18 protein-coding genes and 1 other RNA gene are annotated in these 17,341 nt (G+C 67.8%); 13 read left to right on the forward strand and 6 right to left on the reverse strand.

The genetic code is table 11. The features are described from left to right. Window positions 1-75: 75 nt before the first annotated feature. Window positions 76-855 carry an SDR family oxidoreductase gene (locus GGR47_RS04510; RefSeq protein WP_147034985.1) on the forward strand — a complete coding sequence of 260 codons (780 nt, stop codon included), beginning with the start codon at window positions 76-78 and terminating at the stop codon, window positions 853-855. A gap of 180 nt (window positions 856-1,035) precedes the next feature. Here GGR47_RS04510 and GGR47_RS04515 read toward each other — a convergent pair whose 3' ends face one another. Together GGR47_RS04515 and GGR47_RS04520 are read right to left on the reverse strand one after the other, a co-directional pair. Beyond that, a complete protein-coding gene (locus GGR47_RS04515; protein WP_053111627.1) occupies window positions 1,036-2,118 on the reverse strand; it encodes a 1,9-bis(guanidino)-5-aza-nonane synthase in 1,083 nt (360 codons plus the stop codon). A gap of 118 nt (window positions 2,119-2,236) precedes the next feature. Next, window positions 2,237-3,478, reverse strand: coding sequence for a type III PLP-dependent enzyme (locus tag GGR47_RS04520; protein ID WP_183949437.1), 1,242 nt, complete (start codon window positions 3,476-3,478; stop codon window positions 2,237-2,239). 139 nt (window positions 3,479-3,617) lie between these two features. Between GGR47_RS04520 and GGR47_RS04525 the strand changes: the two genes are divergently transcribed. Further along, complete coding sequence (locus tag GGR47_RS04525; RefSeq protein ID WP_183949438.1) at window positions 3,618-4,580, forward strand: threonine ammonia-lyase; 963 nt, start codon at window positions 3,618-3,620, stop codon at window positions 4,578-4,580. Between the two features lie 118 nt (window positions 4,581-4,698). On the opposite strand, the gene mtgA is transcribed toward GGR47_RS04525, so the two are convergent. From mtgA to GGR47_RS04545, 4 genes are all read right to left on the reverse strand, one after another. After that, the gene (gene mtgA / locus GGR47_RS04530) at window positions 4,699-5,382 is read right to left on the reverse strand and encodes a monofunctional biosynthetic peptidoglycan transglycosylase (protein ID WP_147034986.1); all 684 of its coding nucleotides are present in this window, start codon (window positions 5,380-5,382) and stop codon (window positions 4,699-4,701) included. 9 nt (window positions 5,383-5,391) lie between these two features. Further along, on the reverse strand, window positions 5,392-6,789 hold the full coding sequence (locus GGR47_RS04535) for a flavin monoamine oxidase family protein (protein ID WP_147034987.1): 1,398 nt from the start codon (window positions 6,787-6,789) through the stop codon (window positions 5,392-5,394). 1 nt (window position 6,790) lies between these two features. Then, window positions 6,791-7,693: an RNA polymerase sigma factor RpoH gene (gene rpoH, locus GGR47_RS04540; RefSeq protein WP_017978208.1), complete on the reverse strand. Its 903-nt coding sequence runs from the start codon at window positions 7,691-7,693 to the stop codon at window positions 6,791-6,793. A gap of 63 nt (window positions 7,694-7,756) precedes the next feature. Continuing rightward, complete coding sequence (locus GGR47_RS04545) at window positions 7,757-8,704, reverse strand: RluA family pseudouridine synthase (protein WP_017978209.1); 948 nt, start codon at window positions 8,702-8,704, stop codon at window positions 7,757-7,759. A 20-nt stretch (window positions 8,705-8,724) separates the two neighbouring features. Between GGR47_RS04545 and GGR47_RS04550 the strand changes: the two genes are divergently transcribed. The 11 genes from GGR47_RS04550 (at window position 8,725) to GGR47_RS04600 (ending at window position 17,285) form a co-directional block, all read left to right on the forward strand. Next, complete coding sequence (locus GGR47_RS04550) at window positions 8,725-9,129, forward strand: M67 family metallopeptidase (RefSeq protein WP_183949439.1); 405 nt, start codon at window positions 8,725-8,727, stop codon at window positions 9,127-9,129. A 190-nt stretch (window positions 9,130-9,319) separates the two neighbouring features. Beyond that, window positions 9,320-9,964 (forward strand): histidine phosphotransferase family protein, encoded by a 645-nt coding sequence (locus tag GGR47_RS04555; RefSeq protein WP_053111633.1) that lies wholly within the window; start codon window positions 9,320-9,322, stop codon window positions 9,962-9,964. Between the two features lie 78 nt (window positions 9,965-10,042). Further along, entirely contained in the window at window positions 10,043-12,334 is a 2,292-nt protein-coding gene (locus tag GGR47_RS04560; RefSeq protein ID WP_017978212.1) for a chemotaxis protein CheA, read from the forward strand. Then, window positions 12,334-12,759 (forward strand): chemotaxis protein CheW, encoded by a 426-nt coding sequence (locus GGR47_RS04565; RefSeq protein WP_017978213.1) that lies wholly within the window; start codon window positions 12,334-12,336, stop codon window positions 12,757-12,759. The genes GGR47_RS04560 and GGR47_RS04565 overlap by 1 nt, the downstream gene beginning before the upstream one ends. Window positions 12,760-12,827: 68 nt before the next feature. After that, entirely contained in the window at window positions 12,828-13,193 is a 366-nt protein-coding gene (locus GGR47_RS04570) for a response regulator (protein ID WP_017978214.1), read from the forward strand. A gap of 47 nt (window positions 13,194-13,240) precedes the next feature. Next, window positions 13,241-14,359: a chemotaxis protein CheB gene (locus GGR47_RS04575; RefSeq protein ID WP_017978215.1), complete on the forward strand. Its 1,119-nt coding sequence runs from the start codon at window positions 13,241-13,243 to the stop codon at window positions 14,357-14,359. Then, the gene (locus tag GGR47_RS04580; protein WP_017978216.1) at window positions 14,356-15,261 is read left to right on the forward strand and encodes a CheR family methyltransferase; all 906 of its coding nucleotides are present in this window, start codon (window positions 14,356-14,358) and stop codon (window positions 15,259-15,261) included. Before GGR47_RS04575 ends, GGR47_RS04580 begins: the two co-directional genes overlap by 4 nt. A gap of 58 nt (window positions 15,262-15,319) precedes the next feature. Further along, complete coding sequence (locus GGR47_RS04585; RefSeq protein ID WP_017978217.1) at window positions 15,320-16,009, forward strand: N-acetylmuramoyl-L-alanine amidase; 690 nt, start codon at window positions 15,320-15,322, stop codon at window positions 16,007-16,009. Between the two features lie 10 nt (window positions 16,010-16,019). Then, window positions 16,020-16,384: RNase P RNA component class A (gene rnpB / locus GGR47_RS04590), an RNA gene on the forward strand. Between the two features lie 56 nt (window positions 16,385-16,440). Further along, window positions 16,441-16,980: a J domain-containing protein gene (locus tag GGR47_RS04595; protein WP_116460766.1), complete on the forward strand. Its 540-nt coding sequence runs from the start codon at window positions 16,441-16,443 to the stop codon at window positions 16,978-16,980. Beyond that, complete coding sequence (locus GGR47_RS04600; protein WP_043059904.1) at window positions 16,965-17,285, forward strand: (2Fe-2S) ferredoxin domain-containing protein; 321 nt, start codon at window positions 16,965-16,967, stop codon at window positions 17,283-17,285. Before GGR47_RS04595 ends, GGR47_RS04600 begins: the two co-directional genes overlap by 16 nt. The last annotated feature ends 56 nt before the right edge of the window (window positions 17,286-17,341 follow it).

The raw sequence follows: 17,341 nt of genomic DNA on the forward strand, positions 1-17,341 counted from the left end.
CAGCGTTTCGTCCCGCAACCTTTCATATCGGCGGCTCCGGATCACTCGGGGCTCCCAAGCCAAGGACGAGGCACGATGAAGCAGACCGGCAATACGATCCTGATCACCGGCGGCGGTTCCGGCATCGGTGCGGCGCTGGCACAGCGCTGGCACGATGCGGGCAACACCGTCATCATCGCAGGCCGCCGGCAGGAGGCGCTGGACGAGGTCGCTGAGGGCCGCGACAATATCCACACGATGACCATCGACGTCGACAGCGCCGAGGGGGTCGCCGACTTCGCCAAGCGCGTGATCGAGGCGCATCCCGACCTCAACGTGCTGATCAACAATGCCGGCATCATGCGCTTCGAGATGCTGGAGACGCAGCGCGACCTGTCGGATGCTGAAGAGACGGTGACGACCAACCTGCTGGGGCCGATCCGGCTGACCAATGCGCTGATCGATCACCTGAAGGGCAAAGACGATGCGGTCATCGTCAACGTGACCTCCGGGCTTGCCTTCGTGCCATTGGTCGATGCGCCGACCTATTGCGCGACCAAGGCGGCGATCCACAGCTACACGTTGTCGCTACGCAACGCGCTGGAAGGCAAAGTGGAGGTGATCGAGCTGGCACCGCCGGGCGTGCAGACGACGCTGACGCCGGGGCAGGAGAAGCGGTCGATGTACCAGCCGCTCGACGATTTCGTCGACGAGGTGATGCGGCTGTTTGGCGAGCAGCCGACGCCGAAGGAGATTCTGGTCGAGCGCGTCCGTGGCTTCCGCAACGCCGAACGTGACGGCAATTTCGACGCCACGATGAAGCAGCTCAACGATTTCGCGCGGAAAGCGCGGGAGGAGGGGAACGCCTCTGCATAATCCCACACCCGCTCGTGCTGAGCGTGTCGAAGCACGGCTTTCCGCACGAGAGACAGCGCGTGCGGCGACCCACCCTTCGACAAGCTCAGGGCGAACGGAGTTTTGGGGGCTCCCAATAACAAAAAAAGGGCGTCCCGGATCGAACCGGGGCGCCCTCATCATGCAGCCCGCAGGCCCGACTTACTTGTCGAACAGCTTGCCCCAGCGGTGAACCGGACGGTCCTTCCACAGGCCGCGGTGATAGGCGTCGGACGCCAGCAGCGGCATCACGCTGCCCGCTTCGGCGAAGACCATCTGCTCGATGCCGGTGTTCACCTTGCCCCAGCTCGCCGCTTCCTGCAGCGTCGAGGACGAGCAGGCGCCGTCGCGCACGTCGGCGACGGTGATCTGCACGGCATATTTGTGGACCTGCACGTCGTCGTGACCCAGGATTTCCGCGCAGACGACGGTGTCCTGGATGAAGTTCTTCGGCACGCCGCCGCCGATCATCAGCAGGCCGGTGGTGCCGGCCTCGATCTTGATCTCCGTCAGTTCGCGGAAGTCGGCGACCGCGTCGATCATGACATAGGGCTTGCCCGCCTTGGCGGCATCGACCTGATGCTTGACGAGGCCGAAGCCGGCCGAGCTGTCGACGAACGCCGGGCAGAAGATCGGCACGTCATGCTCGTAGGCGAGCTTGACGAGGCTGTTCTCCTTCTTGCCGTGCTCGACGAGATACTTGCCCATCTCGCGGATGAACGCGCGCGACGAATACGGGCCGGCCGGCAGCGATTCCGCGATCTCGAAGATCGTGTGGTCGACGTGCTGGAGCGCTTCCTCGTCGATGTACGTGTCGTAGATGCGGTCGATGTAGAGCGAGCGCAGCGTGTCGTCGTCGGGGATTTCCAGCGCCTGATAGTGCTTGTGGCCGAGACCCTCGAAGAAATCCATGTCGACGATGGTCGCGCCGGTGGCGACGATGCCGTCGACCATGTTGTTCTTCACCAGCTCGGCATACAGGTCCATGCAGCCGCCGGCCGAGGTCGAACCCGCGATGACGAGGAAGATCGAGCAGTCCTTGTCGGCCAGCATCTGGTTGTAGATGTTGGTCGCACGGCCGAGGTCGCGGCTGGTGAAGCTCATGTCCGCCATCGCCTCGACGATCGGGCGCGCGTCGAAGCTCTTGATGTCGATATGCTTGACCTGCTTCGACAGCAGCTCGGCCTTGCGGGTGTCGTTGATCGGCGCATTGGCGCCTGCGGTCTTGGTGAGGGTGTCGGTCATGGTTCGCCTTTGGCTATCCAATACCCGTCGTCATTCACTGTTGGGGACGCGGAAACCCAATGATCTCCCCCCGCGCGGGCGCGCGAGGGGAGGGAAAGGATCGATTACGGTAGGGGCGTTACAGCTTGACGACGTTGCCCGCACGCTGCTCCGCGACGAGGCGGTCCTCGGCGTAGACCGACAGCATCGGCTCGTCGGTCACGACGACGGTGTCGCCGGTGCCGAAGCCGTTGAAGCCGGTGCGCATCGCCTGGCCATAGGCGCCGAGCATGCCGATCTCGAAATAGTCGCCGGTGTTCGTGTCCGCGGGCAGCGGGAACGGGCCGGCCATATAGTCGAGATCGTCGCAGGTCGGACCCCAGAAGGCGAAGTCCATGTCGCGCGCGTCCGATTCCGGCTCGCGCAGCAGCTGCACCGGATACTTCCAGCCGATATGCGCCGCATCGAACAGCGTGCCATAGGCGCCGTCGTTGATGTACAGCTCATGCCCGCGGCGGCGCTCCACGCGCACCACGACCGACGCATATTCGGCGCACAGCGCGCGGCCCGGTTCGGCCCACAATTCGGCGGAATAGCTGACCGGCAGGCTTTCGAACGCGCGATGAATCGTCTCGAAGAAACGCTCCAGCGGCGGCGGGGTCATGCCGGGATAGGCCGAGGGGAAGCCGCCGCCGACGTCGATGACGTCGACCGTCACCGCCGCGTCGACGATCGCCGCGCGCACCCGCTCCATCGCGTTCGAATAGGCGTCCGGCGACATCGTCTGGCTGCCGACGTGGAAGCAGATGCCGAGCGCGTCCGCCACCTGACGGGTCGCGATCAGCAGCTCCTTCGCCTCCGACTGGCCGACGCCGAACTTCGAACCGAGGCTCAGCTTGGCATATTCGGACGAGACGCGCAGGCGCACGCACAGCGTCAGGTCGGTCGCGCCCTGCGTGGCACGGACGATTTTCGCCAGTTCCTCCAGGCAGTCGAGCGAGAAGGTCTTCACGCCATGGACGAAATACGCCTCGGCGATCGCCTCTTCCGACTTCACCGGGTGCATGAAGCAGCAGGTTGCGTCCGGCAGCGTCGCCTTCACCAGGCGCACTTCCGCGATCGACGCGGTGTCGTAATGCGTGATGCCGTTGTCCCACAGGATCTGGAGCAACGCGGGCGTCGGATTCGCCTTCACCGCATACATCGGACGCCCCGGAAACTTCTCGACGAAGAATCGGGCGGCCCGTGCAGCAGCGTGCGGACGGACGAGCGTCACCGGATCGACCGGGCGACTCTGGGCGATGTCGATGCCCCCACCGAGAACGGAGGAACGGGCGGTCGAGAGGGGCGCTAACCCCAGCGCGCTATGGTGCTTGGCCAATTCAAGGGACCTCCAATTGCCTTACGGCATACGGTGACAAAAGCTGCCTTGCGGTTGGAAGTCCCATGGGGCAGCGGAGGCGCGATCTATGGTTGCTTGGCCTGCATGTAAAGTGGCTGATCGCACGAAAGGACGAAAAGTGACGATTTTGCGACAGCCGACGCGGGCGGGGGTGCGGGACGCGGCCGAAAAGATCGCGCGCATACTGCCGCCGACGCCGCTTTATGTGCATGAAATCAAGGGGATGAAGGTTGTCTTCAAGGCGGAATCCCTGCAGCCGATCGGCGCGTTCAAAATCCGCGGCGCCTGGCATCGATTGACCGCCTTGGACGCGGAATCGCGGGCTCGCGGCGTCGTTGCCTTCTCCAGCGGCAATCACGCGCAGGGAATCGCCTGGGCGGCGAAGAGGCTGGGGATGCCGGCGACGATCGTGATGCCGGCCGACGCGCCGCGTGCGAAGCTGGAGGGCACATTGGCGCTGGGGGCGGAGGTGGTCCGATACGACCGCGCGACGGAAAGCCGCGAGGCCATCGCCGCGCGGCTGGCGGAGGCGCGCGGCGCGACTCTGGTGCCGAGCTTCGACGATCCCTGGGTGATCGAGGGGCAGGGGAGTGCCGGGATCGAGGCGGGGGCGCAGATGGCGTCGCTCGGCCTCGGCGCGCCGCGTCGCGTCGTGGTGCCCTGCGGTGGCGGCGGTTTGTCCGCGGGGCTGGCGCTCGCCCTGAAGGATGCGGCGATCACGGTCGTGGAACCCGAGGGCTGGGACGACATGCGCCGCAGCCTGGAGGCGTCATGGATCGAGCCGGTCGGTCCCAACCCGCCGCCGACCGCCTGCGATGCGCTCCAGACGCCGCGCGTATCCCCGCTGACCTTCGACGTGCTGGCCCGCCGCGATGCGACGGGCGTCGCGGTCAGCGAGGCGGAGACCGCGGCCGCGCAACGCTGGGCGGCGGAGCATTTGCGGTTGGTGGTCGAGCCGGGCGGCGCGGTGGGGCTGGCGGCGGTGCTGGCGGGGAAGGTCGCCGTGGAGCCGGGGCTGCTGGTGATCCTGTCGGGCGGCAACGTCGACATCGACGCCTATGCGCGGGCGATTGCGGGCTGACTCCTTCCTCCGTCATCCCGGCGAACGCCGGGATCCATGGAGGCGGTGAACCGGCGTTGGAATGCCGTCAGCAGCGGCGGGTGTCCATGGATCCCGGCGTTCGCCGGGATGACGAACACTAAAACCCCTTGCCGAGACAGCTATCCAGCCCGTTGCGCTTCACCACGCCGACATAGCGCGCCAGCGCATTGCCGTGCCGCCGCACGAAGCCGCGCGGGTCGATCGCGGCGCGCTTCTTGGGGAGCGGCAGCACTGCGGCGATCCGGCCCGCCTCGGTCGGCGACAGATGGGTTGCGTCGTGATCGAAATAGCGGAGCGCGGCGGCATCCGCGCCATAGGTGCCGATCCCCGTCTCGGCGACGTTGAGGTACACCTCCATGATCCGCCTTTTGCCCCACAGGGTCTCGATCAGGACGGTGAAATAGGCCTCCAGCGCTTTGCGCGCGTAGCCGCCGCCCTGAAACAGGAACACGTTCTTGGCGGTCTGCTGGCTGATCGTCGATCCGCCACGCAGCCGTTTGCCCTGCGCATTGCTGTAGGCGGCGCTGGCGATCCCCTTCCAGTCGAAGCCATGGTGCGAACAGAAGCGCGCATCCTCGCCTGCGATGGCGGCGCGGGCCATGTCGGGGTCCATCTCCGACAGCGGCATCCATTGCTTGGTGACGCTGCGGCCGCCGAGCAGGTCGCCCATCATCGTCCAGGTGAAGGGCACGGGCACGAAGCGGAAGATGCCGACCATGAGCACCGACACGATGACGAACGCCAGCACGGCTTTCAGCAGGATACGGAGGACGCGGCTCATCGCCGCGCTTTACGGGGCGGGGCGCTCCGGCATCAAGCCCAGGATCGCGGCCGCGGCGTCGATGCCCGTCTGGTAGGCGACATGTGCGGTCGAAAAGTCGTGTGCCGAACAGGCCTCGCCGACGAAGAACAGCCGGTCGTGGACGGGCGCCGCCAGCGCTGCCCGCGCCCCCGCGTGGCCGACCGCCGCATGGCTGTAGCTGCCGTGGATATGCGCCGCGTCCCGCCAGCGCGTCGCACCGAGCGGATGGAGCCGCCGCTGCCAGTCGCTGCCCAGCAAGGCGACCAGTTCGCGAATCGCAAAGTCGATCGCCGCCCGCTCGTCCGCCATCGCTTCCGCGCAGGAACCGCCGAAGAAGCTTTCGATGATCGGCAGCCCGAACGGCGACAGCCGGTGGCTGGCGGTGCAGGCGCTGTGAGGGTTCCCGGTCAGATGGGCATGCGCCGGCCATTCGGGCGTATCGACGGAGAGGAATACCTTGTCGGCGAGGCCGAGCGGCAGGTTCGCCGCGGCCTGCTGCTTGTCGGGCAGCGGCGGGTCGAAGACGAGTCCGTCGTACGCCGTCGTCGGCAGCGCGAGAATGACCCGCGCCGCCTCGATCGTCCCCGCAGGCGTGTCGAGCCGGATTCTTGTCCCGCGATGGTCGATCCGCGTGACCGGCGTGTCGAGCCGCACCGGCACGCCCCGCGCATGACCGAAGATCAGCGTCCCGTATCCGGCGGGCAGCGCCCAATTGTCCTCGGTCGCTGCATCTTCGTACGCTGCCCAGTCGTGGAGCGACACGCGGCCCAGCGGCGCGCCATTGGCATAGCCGGAGATGGCATCGATCATCGGGCGCCACGGGTCGTCCGCAGCGACGAAGTCCGACAGCGGGCGGTCAGCGCCGTCGAGCGCGGCATGCGCAGCGGTTTCGAAGCGATCGTAGGCTTCGCTGAATGCGCGTTGTTCGTGCGGAGGGAAGCCCAGGTCGCGCCATTGGACGCCCCAGTTGGGGGACGATCGGTCGATGGTGACGCCGGCGGCCTCGGCGATCCGGGTCCAGGGATTGCGTTTGGCGGAGTGGAGCCAGCCGCAGCCGGCGTCGACGGTGACGGAACCCTTCGACCCAATTTGTTCGTCACCCCGGACGTGTTCCGGGGTCCACTTGGCGGCGTGGGGGGCGTCTCGTGGCTCGAACGATCCCCCAGCGGCCCGGTGGACCCCGGAACAAGTCCGGGGTGACGGGGTAAGTGGGGCAGGGGCGAGGCTCCCATCGAGCGGCAACCGCAGGCTACGTGCGCGACCGCCAAGGCGGTCGCCCGCCTCGACCAGCAATACTTCGGCACCCGCGTCGTGCAGCGCCCGCGCCGCGGCGATACCGGCCGCGCCGCCGCCGACGACGACGGTCAGGCCGGCCGGCACGCTCACCTCAGGCCGCGATCAGGCGCTTTTCGCCGGCGATCCGCATCATCGCCTTTTGCAGCTTCTCGAACGCCCGCACCTCGATCTGGCGCACGCGCTCGCGCGACACGCCGTACACCTGGCTCAGCTCTTCCAACGTCTTGGGATCGTCGGTCAGGCGCCGCTCGGTCAGGATGTGCTTCTCGCGGTCGTTCAGGTCGTCCATCGCGCTGACCAGCATGTCGTGGCGGACGTCCGCCTCCTGCGCGTCGGCGACGACCGCGTCCTGCAACGGTGCATCGTCCTGCAACCAGTCCTGCCACTGGCCCTCGCCATCTTCGCGCATCGAGACGTTAAGCGACGTGTCGCCGCCCATTGCCATGCGACGGTTCATGCTGACGACATCGCTTTCGGCGACGCCCAGATCGGTCGCGATCTTGGTGATGTGCTCGGGACGCAGATCGCCGTCCTCGAACGCATCGAGCTTCGACTTCATGCGCCGGAGGTTGAAGAACAGCTTCTTCTGTGCCGCAGTGGTGCCCATCTTCACGAGGCTCCACGACCGCAGGATATATTCCTGGATCGACGCGCGGATCCACCACATCGCATAGGTGGCGAGGCGGAAGCCCCGATCGGGCTCGAACTTCTTCACGCCCTGCATCAGGCCGATATTGCCTTCGCTGATCAGCTCCGACGTCGGCAGGCCATAACCGCGATAGCCCATCGCGATCTTGGCGACGAGGCGCAGGTGGCTGGTGACGAGCTGCGCCGCCGCCTCGGTATCGCCATGCTCCTGAAAGCGCTTGGCGAGCATATATTCCTGCTCGGGTTGCAGGATGGGGAATTTCTTGATCTCGGCGAGGTAGCGGTTGAGGCTCTGCTCGCCGCCGAGGGCAGGTATCGTCGCGGGGACGTTGCTGCGGGCTGCCATGATCTGATCTCCCTTATCTTGCGGAGGCGTGTCGTCCCTGTCGCGGCAACGAACGGTCCGGACCTATACGTGAAGCTCGGTGAACAGTTCCTGCATGTCTGCAGGCATATCGCTATCGAACGCCAAAGCGGTGCTTTTCACCGGATGGATGAACCCCAGATGCGCCGCATGCAAGGCCTGGCGGCGGAAACCGAGGGTTTCGAGAAGCGCTTTTTGAGCACCCTTTGTTCTACCATAGACCGGGTCGCCCAGCAAGGCGTGCCCGATCGAGGCCATGTGGACGCGCACCTGATGCGTGCGCCCCGTCTCCAGCCGGCATTCGACCAGCGCCGCGTCGCGCAGCAGCTCCATCGTGCGATAATGCGTCACCGCGCGCTTGCCGCCCTGAACGATCGCGATCTTCTTGCGGTTGGTCGCCGAGCGGGCGAGGGGGGCGTCGACCTTGCCCTCCGCCGGTCGCGGCCGTCCGCCGACGATCGCGCGATAGCGCCGATCGATACTGTGGTCGTGGAACTGGCGCGCCAGACCCTCATGCGCGCGATCGGTCTTGGCGGCGACCATCAGCCCGCTGGTATCCTTGTCGATCCGGTGGACGATCCCCGGCCGCGCGACGCCGCCGATGCCCGACAGGCTGCCCTGGCAATGGTGGAGCAACGCGTTGACCAATGTGCCGTCGAGATTGCCCGCCGCTGGGTGGACGACGAGGCCGGCGGGCTTGTCGATCACGATCAGATGTTCGTCTTCATAGGCGATGACGAGGGGGATATCCTGCGCCTCGTTGTGCGGCAGCGTCGGATTGGGCACCGCGACGTTCAGCCGATCCCCCGCGCTCGCGCGCTTGGCGGGATCGCGCACCATCACCCCGTCGCGCGTCACCGCGCCGCTGGCGATCAGCACCTTCAGCCGCTCGCGCGACAGCGTCGGCACCGCATCGGCGAGCGCACGGTCGAGCCGCCAGCCATCGGCGGCAGGCGCGATCGTCGCTTCAAGGATGGAAACCCCCCGGTCCATACCGTAACGATGTGGGAACGATGGTGACGATTGCAAGCGACCTTGCCCGCCAAATCCTGCGCGCTGGGGCAGCCTCGCCGGACGAAGAGGTGTGCGGCCTGCTGTTCGGCACGGCCGACGCGATCGCGGCGGTGCAGCCGTGCCGCAACGTCGCCGCCGATCCGTCTCGCTGGTTCGAGATCGACCCCGCCGCTCTGCTGGCAGCGCACCGTGCGGCACGGAGCGGCGGGCCCGCGATCGTCGGCTGGTATCATTCGCACCCCTCTGGCGAGGCCAGCCCCTCGCCGCGCGACGCCGCGAGCGCCGCGCCGGACGGCATGCTGTGGCTGATCGCGGCGGGCGGCGCGCTGCGCGCGTGGCGGGCGGTGGAGGATGGGCAGGTCGAGGGGAGGTTCGAGGCGGTGGGGCTGAACGTTTTCCACTGACCCCTTTTTTCGTCATTCCGGCGAACGCCGGAATCCATGGACGCACGCGGCCGATGCTGCGCCCCACCGCTTCCCCACCGTATCCATGGATTCCGGCGTTCGCCGGAATGACGAAGGGAGGGAGCGAAGCATGCCGCTTGCACCCGTGACTCATCCCCGCCACATCAGAGCGATACTTCAGGGGATACCCATGTCCGTCAGCCCGATCGATTTTGCGAGCCTGCTCTGCTCGCGCCTGTGCCATGACCTGCTGTCGCCGGTCGGCGCGCTCAACAACGGGCTGGAGCTGCTCGGCGACGAGAATGATCCCGAGATGCGCACCCGCGTCTTTCAGCTGCTCAGCGAGAGCGCACGCGTATCCGCCAACAAGCTCAAATTCTTCCGCCTCGCCTTTGGTGCCGCCGGCGGCTTCGGCGAACAGGTCGACGCGCGCGAGGCGAAGACGGCGATCGAGGGCCTGCTTGCCGACAATAAGCGCACGCAGTTCAACTGGTGGGTGGAAACGGAGACGCTGCCCAAGTCCGCGCTGAAGGTGATGCTCAACCTCGCCCTGATCGCCAGCGAGGCGCTGGTGCGCGGCGGCACGCTGGATGTCGGCGGCGAAGACAATGGGGGGCAGCTGGAGATCGTGGTCAAGATCGAAGGGCCGCGGATCATCCTCGACCCCGAATTGCGCCGCACGCTGACCGACGGCGAGGGAGCCGAAGGCGTCACCCCGCGCGCGGCCGCCGCCTATCTGGTCCACACGCTTGCCGCCCAAGCCGGCGGCACGGTGCTGGTCAGCGAACCGGCCGAGAATGTCATGATCTTCGGCGTCGCCTTTCCGAACGGCTGATCGGAGTCGGGCGCCGCAGTAAACGCGCTCTTAACCCCTCATCCGCCATGACCCCACGCGACTACCGCCCGGGGACCCATGGACGACCTGCTGCAGGAATTCATCGCTGAAACCCGCGAGACGCTCGACGCTTTGTCGGGCGAGATCGTCGCGTGGGAGGCGGATCCGGGTGATCGCGCGCGGCTAGATGCGATCTTCCGCTTCGTCCACACGGTGAAGGGCAGCTGCGGCTTCCTCGATCTGCCGCGCCTCGCCCGGCTGAGCCATGCCGCCGAAGATGCGCTGGCGACGGTGCGCGACGGCCGCCGCACGCCGGATACCGCGCTGGTCGATGCCGTCCTCGCGATCGTCGACCGGATCGGAGACATCGTCGAGGCGATCGACGGCGGCGAAGCGCTGGACGATACGGGCGAGGACCTGCTGATCGCGGCGCTGGCGGAGGATGCGCAGCCGGTCGCGTCAGTGCAGGCGGCGCACCTGCCGCGCGTCGGCTCCCGCTCCGTCCGGCTGAACGTCGACCTGCTCGACCGGATGATGAGCGGCATGTCGGACATGGTGCTCGCCCGCAACGAGCTGGCGCGGCGGCTGCGCGATGTCGATAACGACCCGCTGGTCGAGGCGGCGCTGGAGCGCCTGTCGCTGACCGTCGCCGACATGCGCGATACCGTCACCCGCACCCGCATGCAGCGGATCGACGCATTGTTCTCCGCCTTGCCGCGCATGGTCCGCGATACCGCCGGGGAGCTCGGCAAGCTGGTGGCGCTGACCATCGAGGGCGCCGACGTCGAGCTGGACCGCGAGATGATCGAGCTGATGCGCGATCCCCTGCTCCACATCATCCGCAACGCGGTCGACCATGGTATCGAGGCGCCGGCGGATCGTCGCATGGCGGGCAAGCGCGACACCGGCCGCCTGGTCGTCTCGGCGCGCCAGTCGGGCAACCAGATCCTCGTCGAAATCACCGACGACGGCCGCGGTATCGACGTCGATCGGCTGGTCGAAAAGGCCAGGGCGCAGAAGATCCTGACCGCCAGCCAGGCCGCCGCGATGGATCACGCCGCCAAGCTCGACCTCATCTTCCATCCCGGCCTGTCGAGCCGCGATACGGTGACGGCGATCTCGGGCCGCGGCGTCGGCATGGACGTGGTGCGCGCCAACATCGAACAGCTTGGCGGGCGCATTCATCTGGCCAGCCAGCCGGGACGCGGACTCAGCATCGTAATCTTCGTGCCGCTGACGCTATCGATCATGTCGACGATCGTCGTCGGCGTCGGCGATCATCGCTTCGCGATCGCGCGCCAGTCGGTCGACGAAATCCTGCGCATCCGCGGCGAATCGGTGCGGATCGACACGATCGGCGACACGGCGGTCGCGACTGTGCGTGGGCGGAGGCTGCCGATGGTGTCGCTCGCCGAATTGATGGGCCTTGCCGGCGAGAAGGATCAGGCCGCGACGCTCGCGATCGTGTCGACGCGTGGCGGCGATTATGCGCTGGTGATCGATCAGGTGATCGATACCGAGGACCTGGTGGTCAAGCCGGCGGCGCCCGCCGTGATGGCGACCGGCCTGTACGCCGGCCAGACGCTGCCCGATTCGGGCCAGCCGATGCTGCTTCTCGACGGATCGGGTATGGCCACCATGGCGGGCCTGCGGTTCGACAAGACGCTGATCGCCGACGAGGCACCGGTCGAACAGACGCGCGCGAACGCCATTCCGGCCCTGCTGTTCGAGGATCTGGACGGCCAGCGCCGCGTGATGCCGCTCGCGGCGATCGACCGCGTCGAGCCGGTGTCGGTCGATGCGATCCGCCGGACCGCGGGCAAGCTGCGGCTGGCGATCGGCGGGGCGCTCGTCCCCTTGCAGGCGGTCGCCCCGTTCGGCGACCGACGCGAAGTACCCGTGCTGCGCCTGACCGATGGTTCGACCGAGATCGCCTATGCGATCCATGAGCCGGTCGAGATCGTCCATCTGCCCGATCAGATCGCGCCCGTCTTCGGCTGCGGGCCGGTTGCCGGCGTCGCGATCATCGGCGGCGAACAGGTGGAATTGCTCGACGCGCATGCGCTGTTCGCTGGCGAAGCGCTGCGACCGGCCGAGCCGCGTCTGTGCCTGTTGCAGGGGGATGGCAGCGGCTGGATGGAAACCTTCCTGCGGCCGATGCTGGATGCGGCGGGCTATCGCTGCGTCACCCAGCCGCCGGCGGACGTGCCGGTCGACGTCGCGCTGGTGATGGATGATCGACCCGTCGCACCCGCCGTCGCGCGCAATGTCGTGCGGCTCCGGCGCGATCCGGGGGTGGGCGAGGGCATCTATCGCTACGACCGGTCGGCCTTGTTCGATGCGCTGGCGCGCGCGGTGGGGGAACGATGATGGAGCTGTTCCTGATCGCCCAGATCGCCGGCCGCGGCGTCGCGATCGCCACGTCGCAGATCGATTCGGTGGTCGACATCGCCGAAACGGTCGCCGTGCCGCGCACCGCGCGCGCGATCCGTGGGCTGGTCGCCTTGCGCAGCCGCGTCGTGACGGTGATCGACACGGGCACCGCGCTCGGCCTCGCGCCGATGCCAACCCATGCGCGGCGCGCGGTGATCACGCGGGTCGATGGCCATGATTATGCGGTGCTGGTCGACTCGCTCGACGATGTCGCGCTGTTCGATCGTCAGTCGCTCTCTCCCGGCCTCGCCCTCGATCGCGGCTGGGCGCGGGTGGGCGTCGGGTTGATCGAACGGGACGACGAGGCGCTGCTGATCGTCGATCTTGCGGCGATTGTTCCGCAACAGGCGGTGGCGGCTTAACGGCCCGCTTACCCTTGCCTGTCACACAGGCGTCAGAACGAACACTTCCTTCGTGAAAAGGCGTATCCATGAAGACCTGCCTCGTCGTCGACGATTCGAAGGTGATCCGCAAGGTGGCCCGGCACATTCTGGAAACGCTGGACTTTACCGTGACGGAGGCCTGCGACGGCCGTGAGGCGCTCGACGCCTGCCTGGCGTCTGCCCCTGACGTGATCCTGCTCGACTGGAACATGCCCGTGATGAGCGGGATGGATTTCCTGCGCGCGTTGCGCGAATCGGCGATCCCCTCGCGACCCAAGGTCGTGTTCTGCACCACCGAGAACGGCATGGCCTATATCCGCGCGGCGATCGACGCCGGCGCGGACGAATATGTGATGAAGCCGTTCGACCGCGATACGCTCGAATCCAAGCTCCAGATCGTCGGCCTCGCCTGAGTCGGTCCGGGTGCATGGCGCCGCTTCCCCAACCTTTACGTGACGATGTGCAGGCGGAGGACGACAGTCCCGCAACGCCGCCCCGGCCCCTGCCGCGCATCCTGATCGTCGACGATTCGGCGGTCACACGCGCGGTGATGGAGCGGATCGTCACCGCCAGCGGCCGTTATGTCGTCGTCGCCAGCGTCAGCACGATCGCGGCGGGCCTGGCGGCGCTGGCGCGGGAACAGATCGACCTGATCCTGCTCGACATCAATTTGCCCGACACCGATGGCCTCACCGCCCTGCCGGCGCTGCTCGCCGCCAGTAATGCGGCGCACGTGCTGGTCGTCTCGGGCGCGCTGAACACGGGCGGCGACGTCGCGCAGCAGGCACTCGACGCCGGCGCGATCGACACGCTGTTCAAGCCCGAGGCCGGCCAGCGCATCACCCAGTTCAGCGAATCGCTGCTCGGCAAGATCGATCGGCTGCTGGCCGTCGATCCCGCACCCGCCGCGGTCGACGAGCAGCCCCCGGCGTTGGCGATCCGCACGCCGGCAGCCGTGCGCGATGCGAAGGGTGTGACCGTCCCGCTCGCCACGGCTGCGGCGGATTACGACGTGGTGGCGATCGGCGCCTCGACCGGCGGTATCCATGCGCTCAGCGAATTGCTGCGGGCGATACCGGCGGAATTCCGTCTGCCGATCCTCGTCACGCAGCATCTGCCCGCGGCCTTCATGCCCTATTTCGCCGCGCAACTCGCGGTGATCGGCGGCCGGCCGTGCGATGTCGCCTGCGACCGAATGCGCGTGCGCCCCGGGCGGATCATCGTGGCGCCGGGTGATGCGCATATGCGCTGCGTCCGCCTGCCCGACGGGTCGGCCGCGGTGCGCCTGACCGACCAGCCGAGCGACAGCGGCTGCATGCCGTCGGTCGATCCGATGCTGGCGTCGCTCGCCGACATCTTCGGGCCCCGCGTGCTCGCCATCGTGCTGAGCGGCATGGGGCGCGACGGCGCCGATGGCGCGCGATCGGTGCATGAGGCGGGAGGCAGCGTGATCGTGCAGGATCGGATCAGCTCGGTCGTGTGGGGCATGCCGGGCACCATTGTGCAGGCGGGCCACGCGGACGTCGTCCTGTCGCCGCGCGACATCGGCCTGTTCGCCGCCGCCGGACAGCGGCCATGATCGCCCCGTCGCGCGCGACCGCCGTGCGCCCGCCCGCGGCTGGCAGCACCGTATCGCCCGCGACGCTGCAGATGTTCAGCGCGTTGCTCGAGGCGCGGACGGGCCAGCGGATCGCCAGCTATCGATCCTGGCGGATCGATACGGCGCTGAAATCGCTGATGCGCGATCGCGGCCTCGGGACGCTCGACCAGCTCGTCGCGCTGCTGCGCGAGGGGCGCGATCGCCCGCTGGCCGACGAGGTGGTCGACGCGCTGCTCAACCAGGAAACCTCGTTCTTCCGCGATGCGCCGATCTTCGATCTCGTCGTCGAGGCGGTGGCGGCCGCGGAACGGCGCGGCCACCGTGCGCGCATCTGGTGTGCCGGCTGCGCCACCGGGCAGGAGCCGCAATCGCTGGCGATGCTGTTCGCCGAACGGGCGGAGGCGGGCGCCCCTATGCCCGAAATCCTCGCGACCGACGTATCCGACCTCGCGCTCGCCCGCGCCCGTGCCGGCCGGTACACGCAGTTCGAAATCCAGCGCGGCCTGCCGATCCGCCAGCTGATGCGCTGGTTCGATGGCGAGGGCGGGGAATGGACGATCAAGCCCGACCTCGCCCGGCGCGTCATGTTCCGGCAGCACAATCTGGTCGCCGACCGCCCACCGGCGGGCGCGTTCGACGTCATATTGTGTCGCAACGTGCTGCTTTATCTGTCGCCCGAAACCAAGCAGGCGGTCTTCCGCACCTTCGCCGACGCTTTGCGGCCCGACGGTCTGCTGGTGCTGGGGGCGGGGGAGACGGTCATCGGCCAGACGCAGCTGTTCCAGCCGAGCCGGACGCTGCGGGGCTTCTACGAACGGTCGGCCGTGCCAACGTCCGACGGCGGCATCGCCGGCGCAGCCCAGGGCCGCGGCGGCGCCTGACCGCGGATCGTCCAGCCCCTCTTACCTCGCGCGTGCGGCTCGGCTAACGTGCATCGCCATGGACCGTCTCGACACGCCCTCGCCGAACTTCGACGAGCGGACGCTGCCGATCAGCATGATCGTGCTGCACTACACCGGCATGCAGGATGCCGCCTCCGCGCGGGCCCGCCTGTGCGATCCCGAGGCCAAGGTCTCGTCGCATTATCTGCTCGACGAGGACGGTACGCTCCACCGCCTCGTCGCCGAGGAGCATCGCGCCTGGCATGCCGGCGCATCGCACTGGCGCGGCATCACCGACGTCAATTCGGCGAGCATCGGGATCGAGATCGTCAATCCGGGGCATGAATGGGGCTATCGCCCGTTCCCAGAGGCGCAGATCGAGGCGCTGCTGCCGCTGGTCGCGGACATCAAGGATCGCCACGGCATCACCCGCGGCAATATCGTCGGCCATTCCGACGTGGCGCCGGTGCGCAAGCGCGATCCGGGCGAGCTCTTCCCCTGGCACCGGCTCGCCCGGCTGCGCCTCGCGTTACCGCGGCCGACGCGCAATCTGCTCGACCCGATGTGGACGCAGGCGGGCTTCCTGCTTGCGCTGGAACGCTTCGGCTATGACGTCACCGATCCGATGGCGGCGATCATGGCGTTCCAGCGCCGCTTCCGCCCCGAACTGATCGATGGCGAGATCGATGCGGAATGCCGCATGATCCTGCTCGCGCTATTGCTTCCCAAACCGCAGGGGGATGAGTAGAGAGGCCCGGTCAGAGGGTCGGGCGGCCGCGGGCATCGCAAGATGCGCGAGGAAAGTCCGGGCTCCGCGAAACGACGGTGCCGGGTAACGCCCGGCGGGGGCGACCCCAGGGACAGTGCCACAGAGAGCAGACGGCCACTCCTTCGGGACGGTCATGGTGAAAGGGTGCGGTAAGAGCGCACCGCGCGACCGGTAACGGAAGCGGCACGGCAAACCCCACCGGGAGCAAAACCGAATAGGGACGGCACAGGGGCTTCGTTTCAGCTCGTCGTCCGGGTTGGTTGCTGGAGGCGGCGCGCAAGCGTCGTCCTAGAGGAATGGTCGCCCAGTCCCTTCGGGGATGGACAGAACCCGGCTTACAGACCCTCTGGCGTTTATTGCCGTGGCGGTAGGACGTTGCGCGCCGCCGCCCAGCGCTTATGTGGGCGGGGATGGCGCGTAATCCCACCCGTTCGAACGACTGGGGCTTTCCCCGCTGGCGCGGCTACGGCTCGTCGCGCGAGGCGACCACGGTCCGCCTGTGCGACCGGCATGGCTGCGACGCGCCGGGCAATTGCCCCGCGCCCAAATCGCCCAACAGCCCCGATCGCTGGTATTTCTGCGAAGCGCATGCCGCCGAATACAATCGCGGCTGGAATTATTTCGAAGGTCTGTCGGCCGAGGAAGCCGCCCAGCGCGAGGCATCGGAAAGCCGCACCGCATCGGGCTATGCCAATGCCAGCCATTATGCCTGGGGCGGCCCCGGCGACGGCAGCCGCTCGCGCGACGAGATGCGCGCGCTGGAGGCGCTCGAGCTGGAGAGCGACGCCGATTTCGATGCGGTGAAGGCGGCGTGGCGCCGGCTGGCCAAGGCGAACCACCCGGACGTCCGCCCCGGCGATGCCGATGCGGCGGTCCGCTTCCAGGCGGTACAGGCGGCCTATGAGGTCTTGCGGACGGCAGAGGAGCGGCGCGAGTGGCGCCCCAGCTGAAACACGTCCCCAGCGCCTGGTCCGGCGCGGTCCTGGTCTGCGGCAAATGTTCGAAGAAGATCGACGGCGGCTTCGGCAAGAAGGGCCGCACGCCGCTCGCCAAGGTGTTGCGCAAGATCCTGGGGCTGAAGAAGGGGCGCAAGGCGCCGCTCGGCGTGGTGGAGACGCGCTGCCTGGGCGTCTGCCCGCGCGGTGCGGTGGCACTGATCGATGGCCGCGATCCCCACCGCTGGCTGGTGGTGCCGCAGGGCGCCGACGTGGCGGAACTGGCGGCGCGGCTGGCACCGCAGCCCGAGGCGCGCTGACGGTCGCCCCACACCCCGCGTCACCCCGGACTTGGTCCGGGGTCGACTCCGCGGCG

The organism is Sphingomonas aquatilis, assembly GCF_014196115.1.
GTDB classification, from domain to species: Bacteria; Pseudomonadota; Alphaproteobacteria; order Sphingomonadales; family Sphingomonadaceae; genus Sphingomonas; species Sphingomonas aquatilis.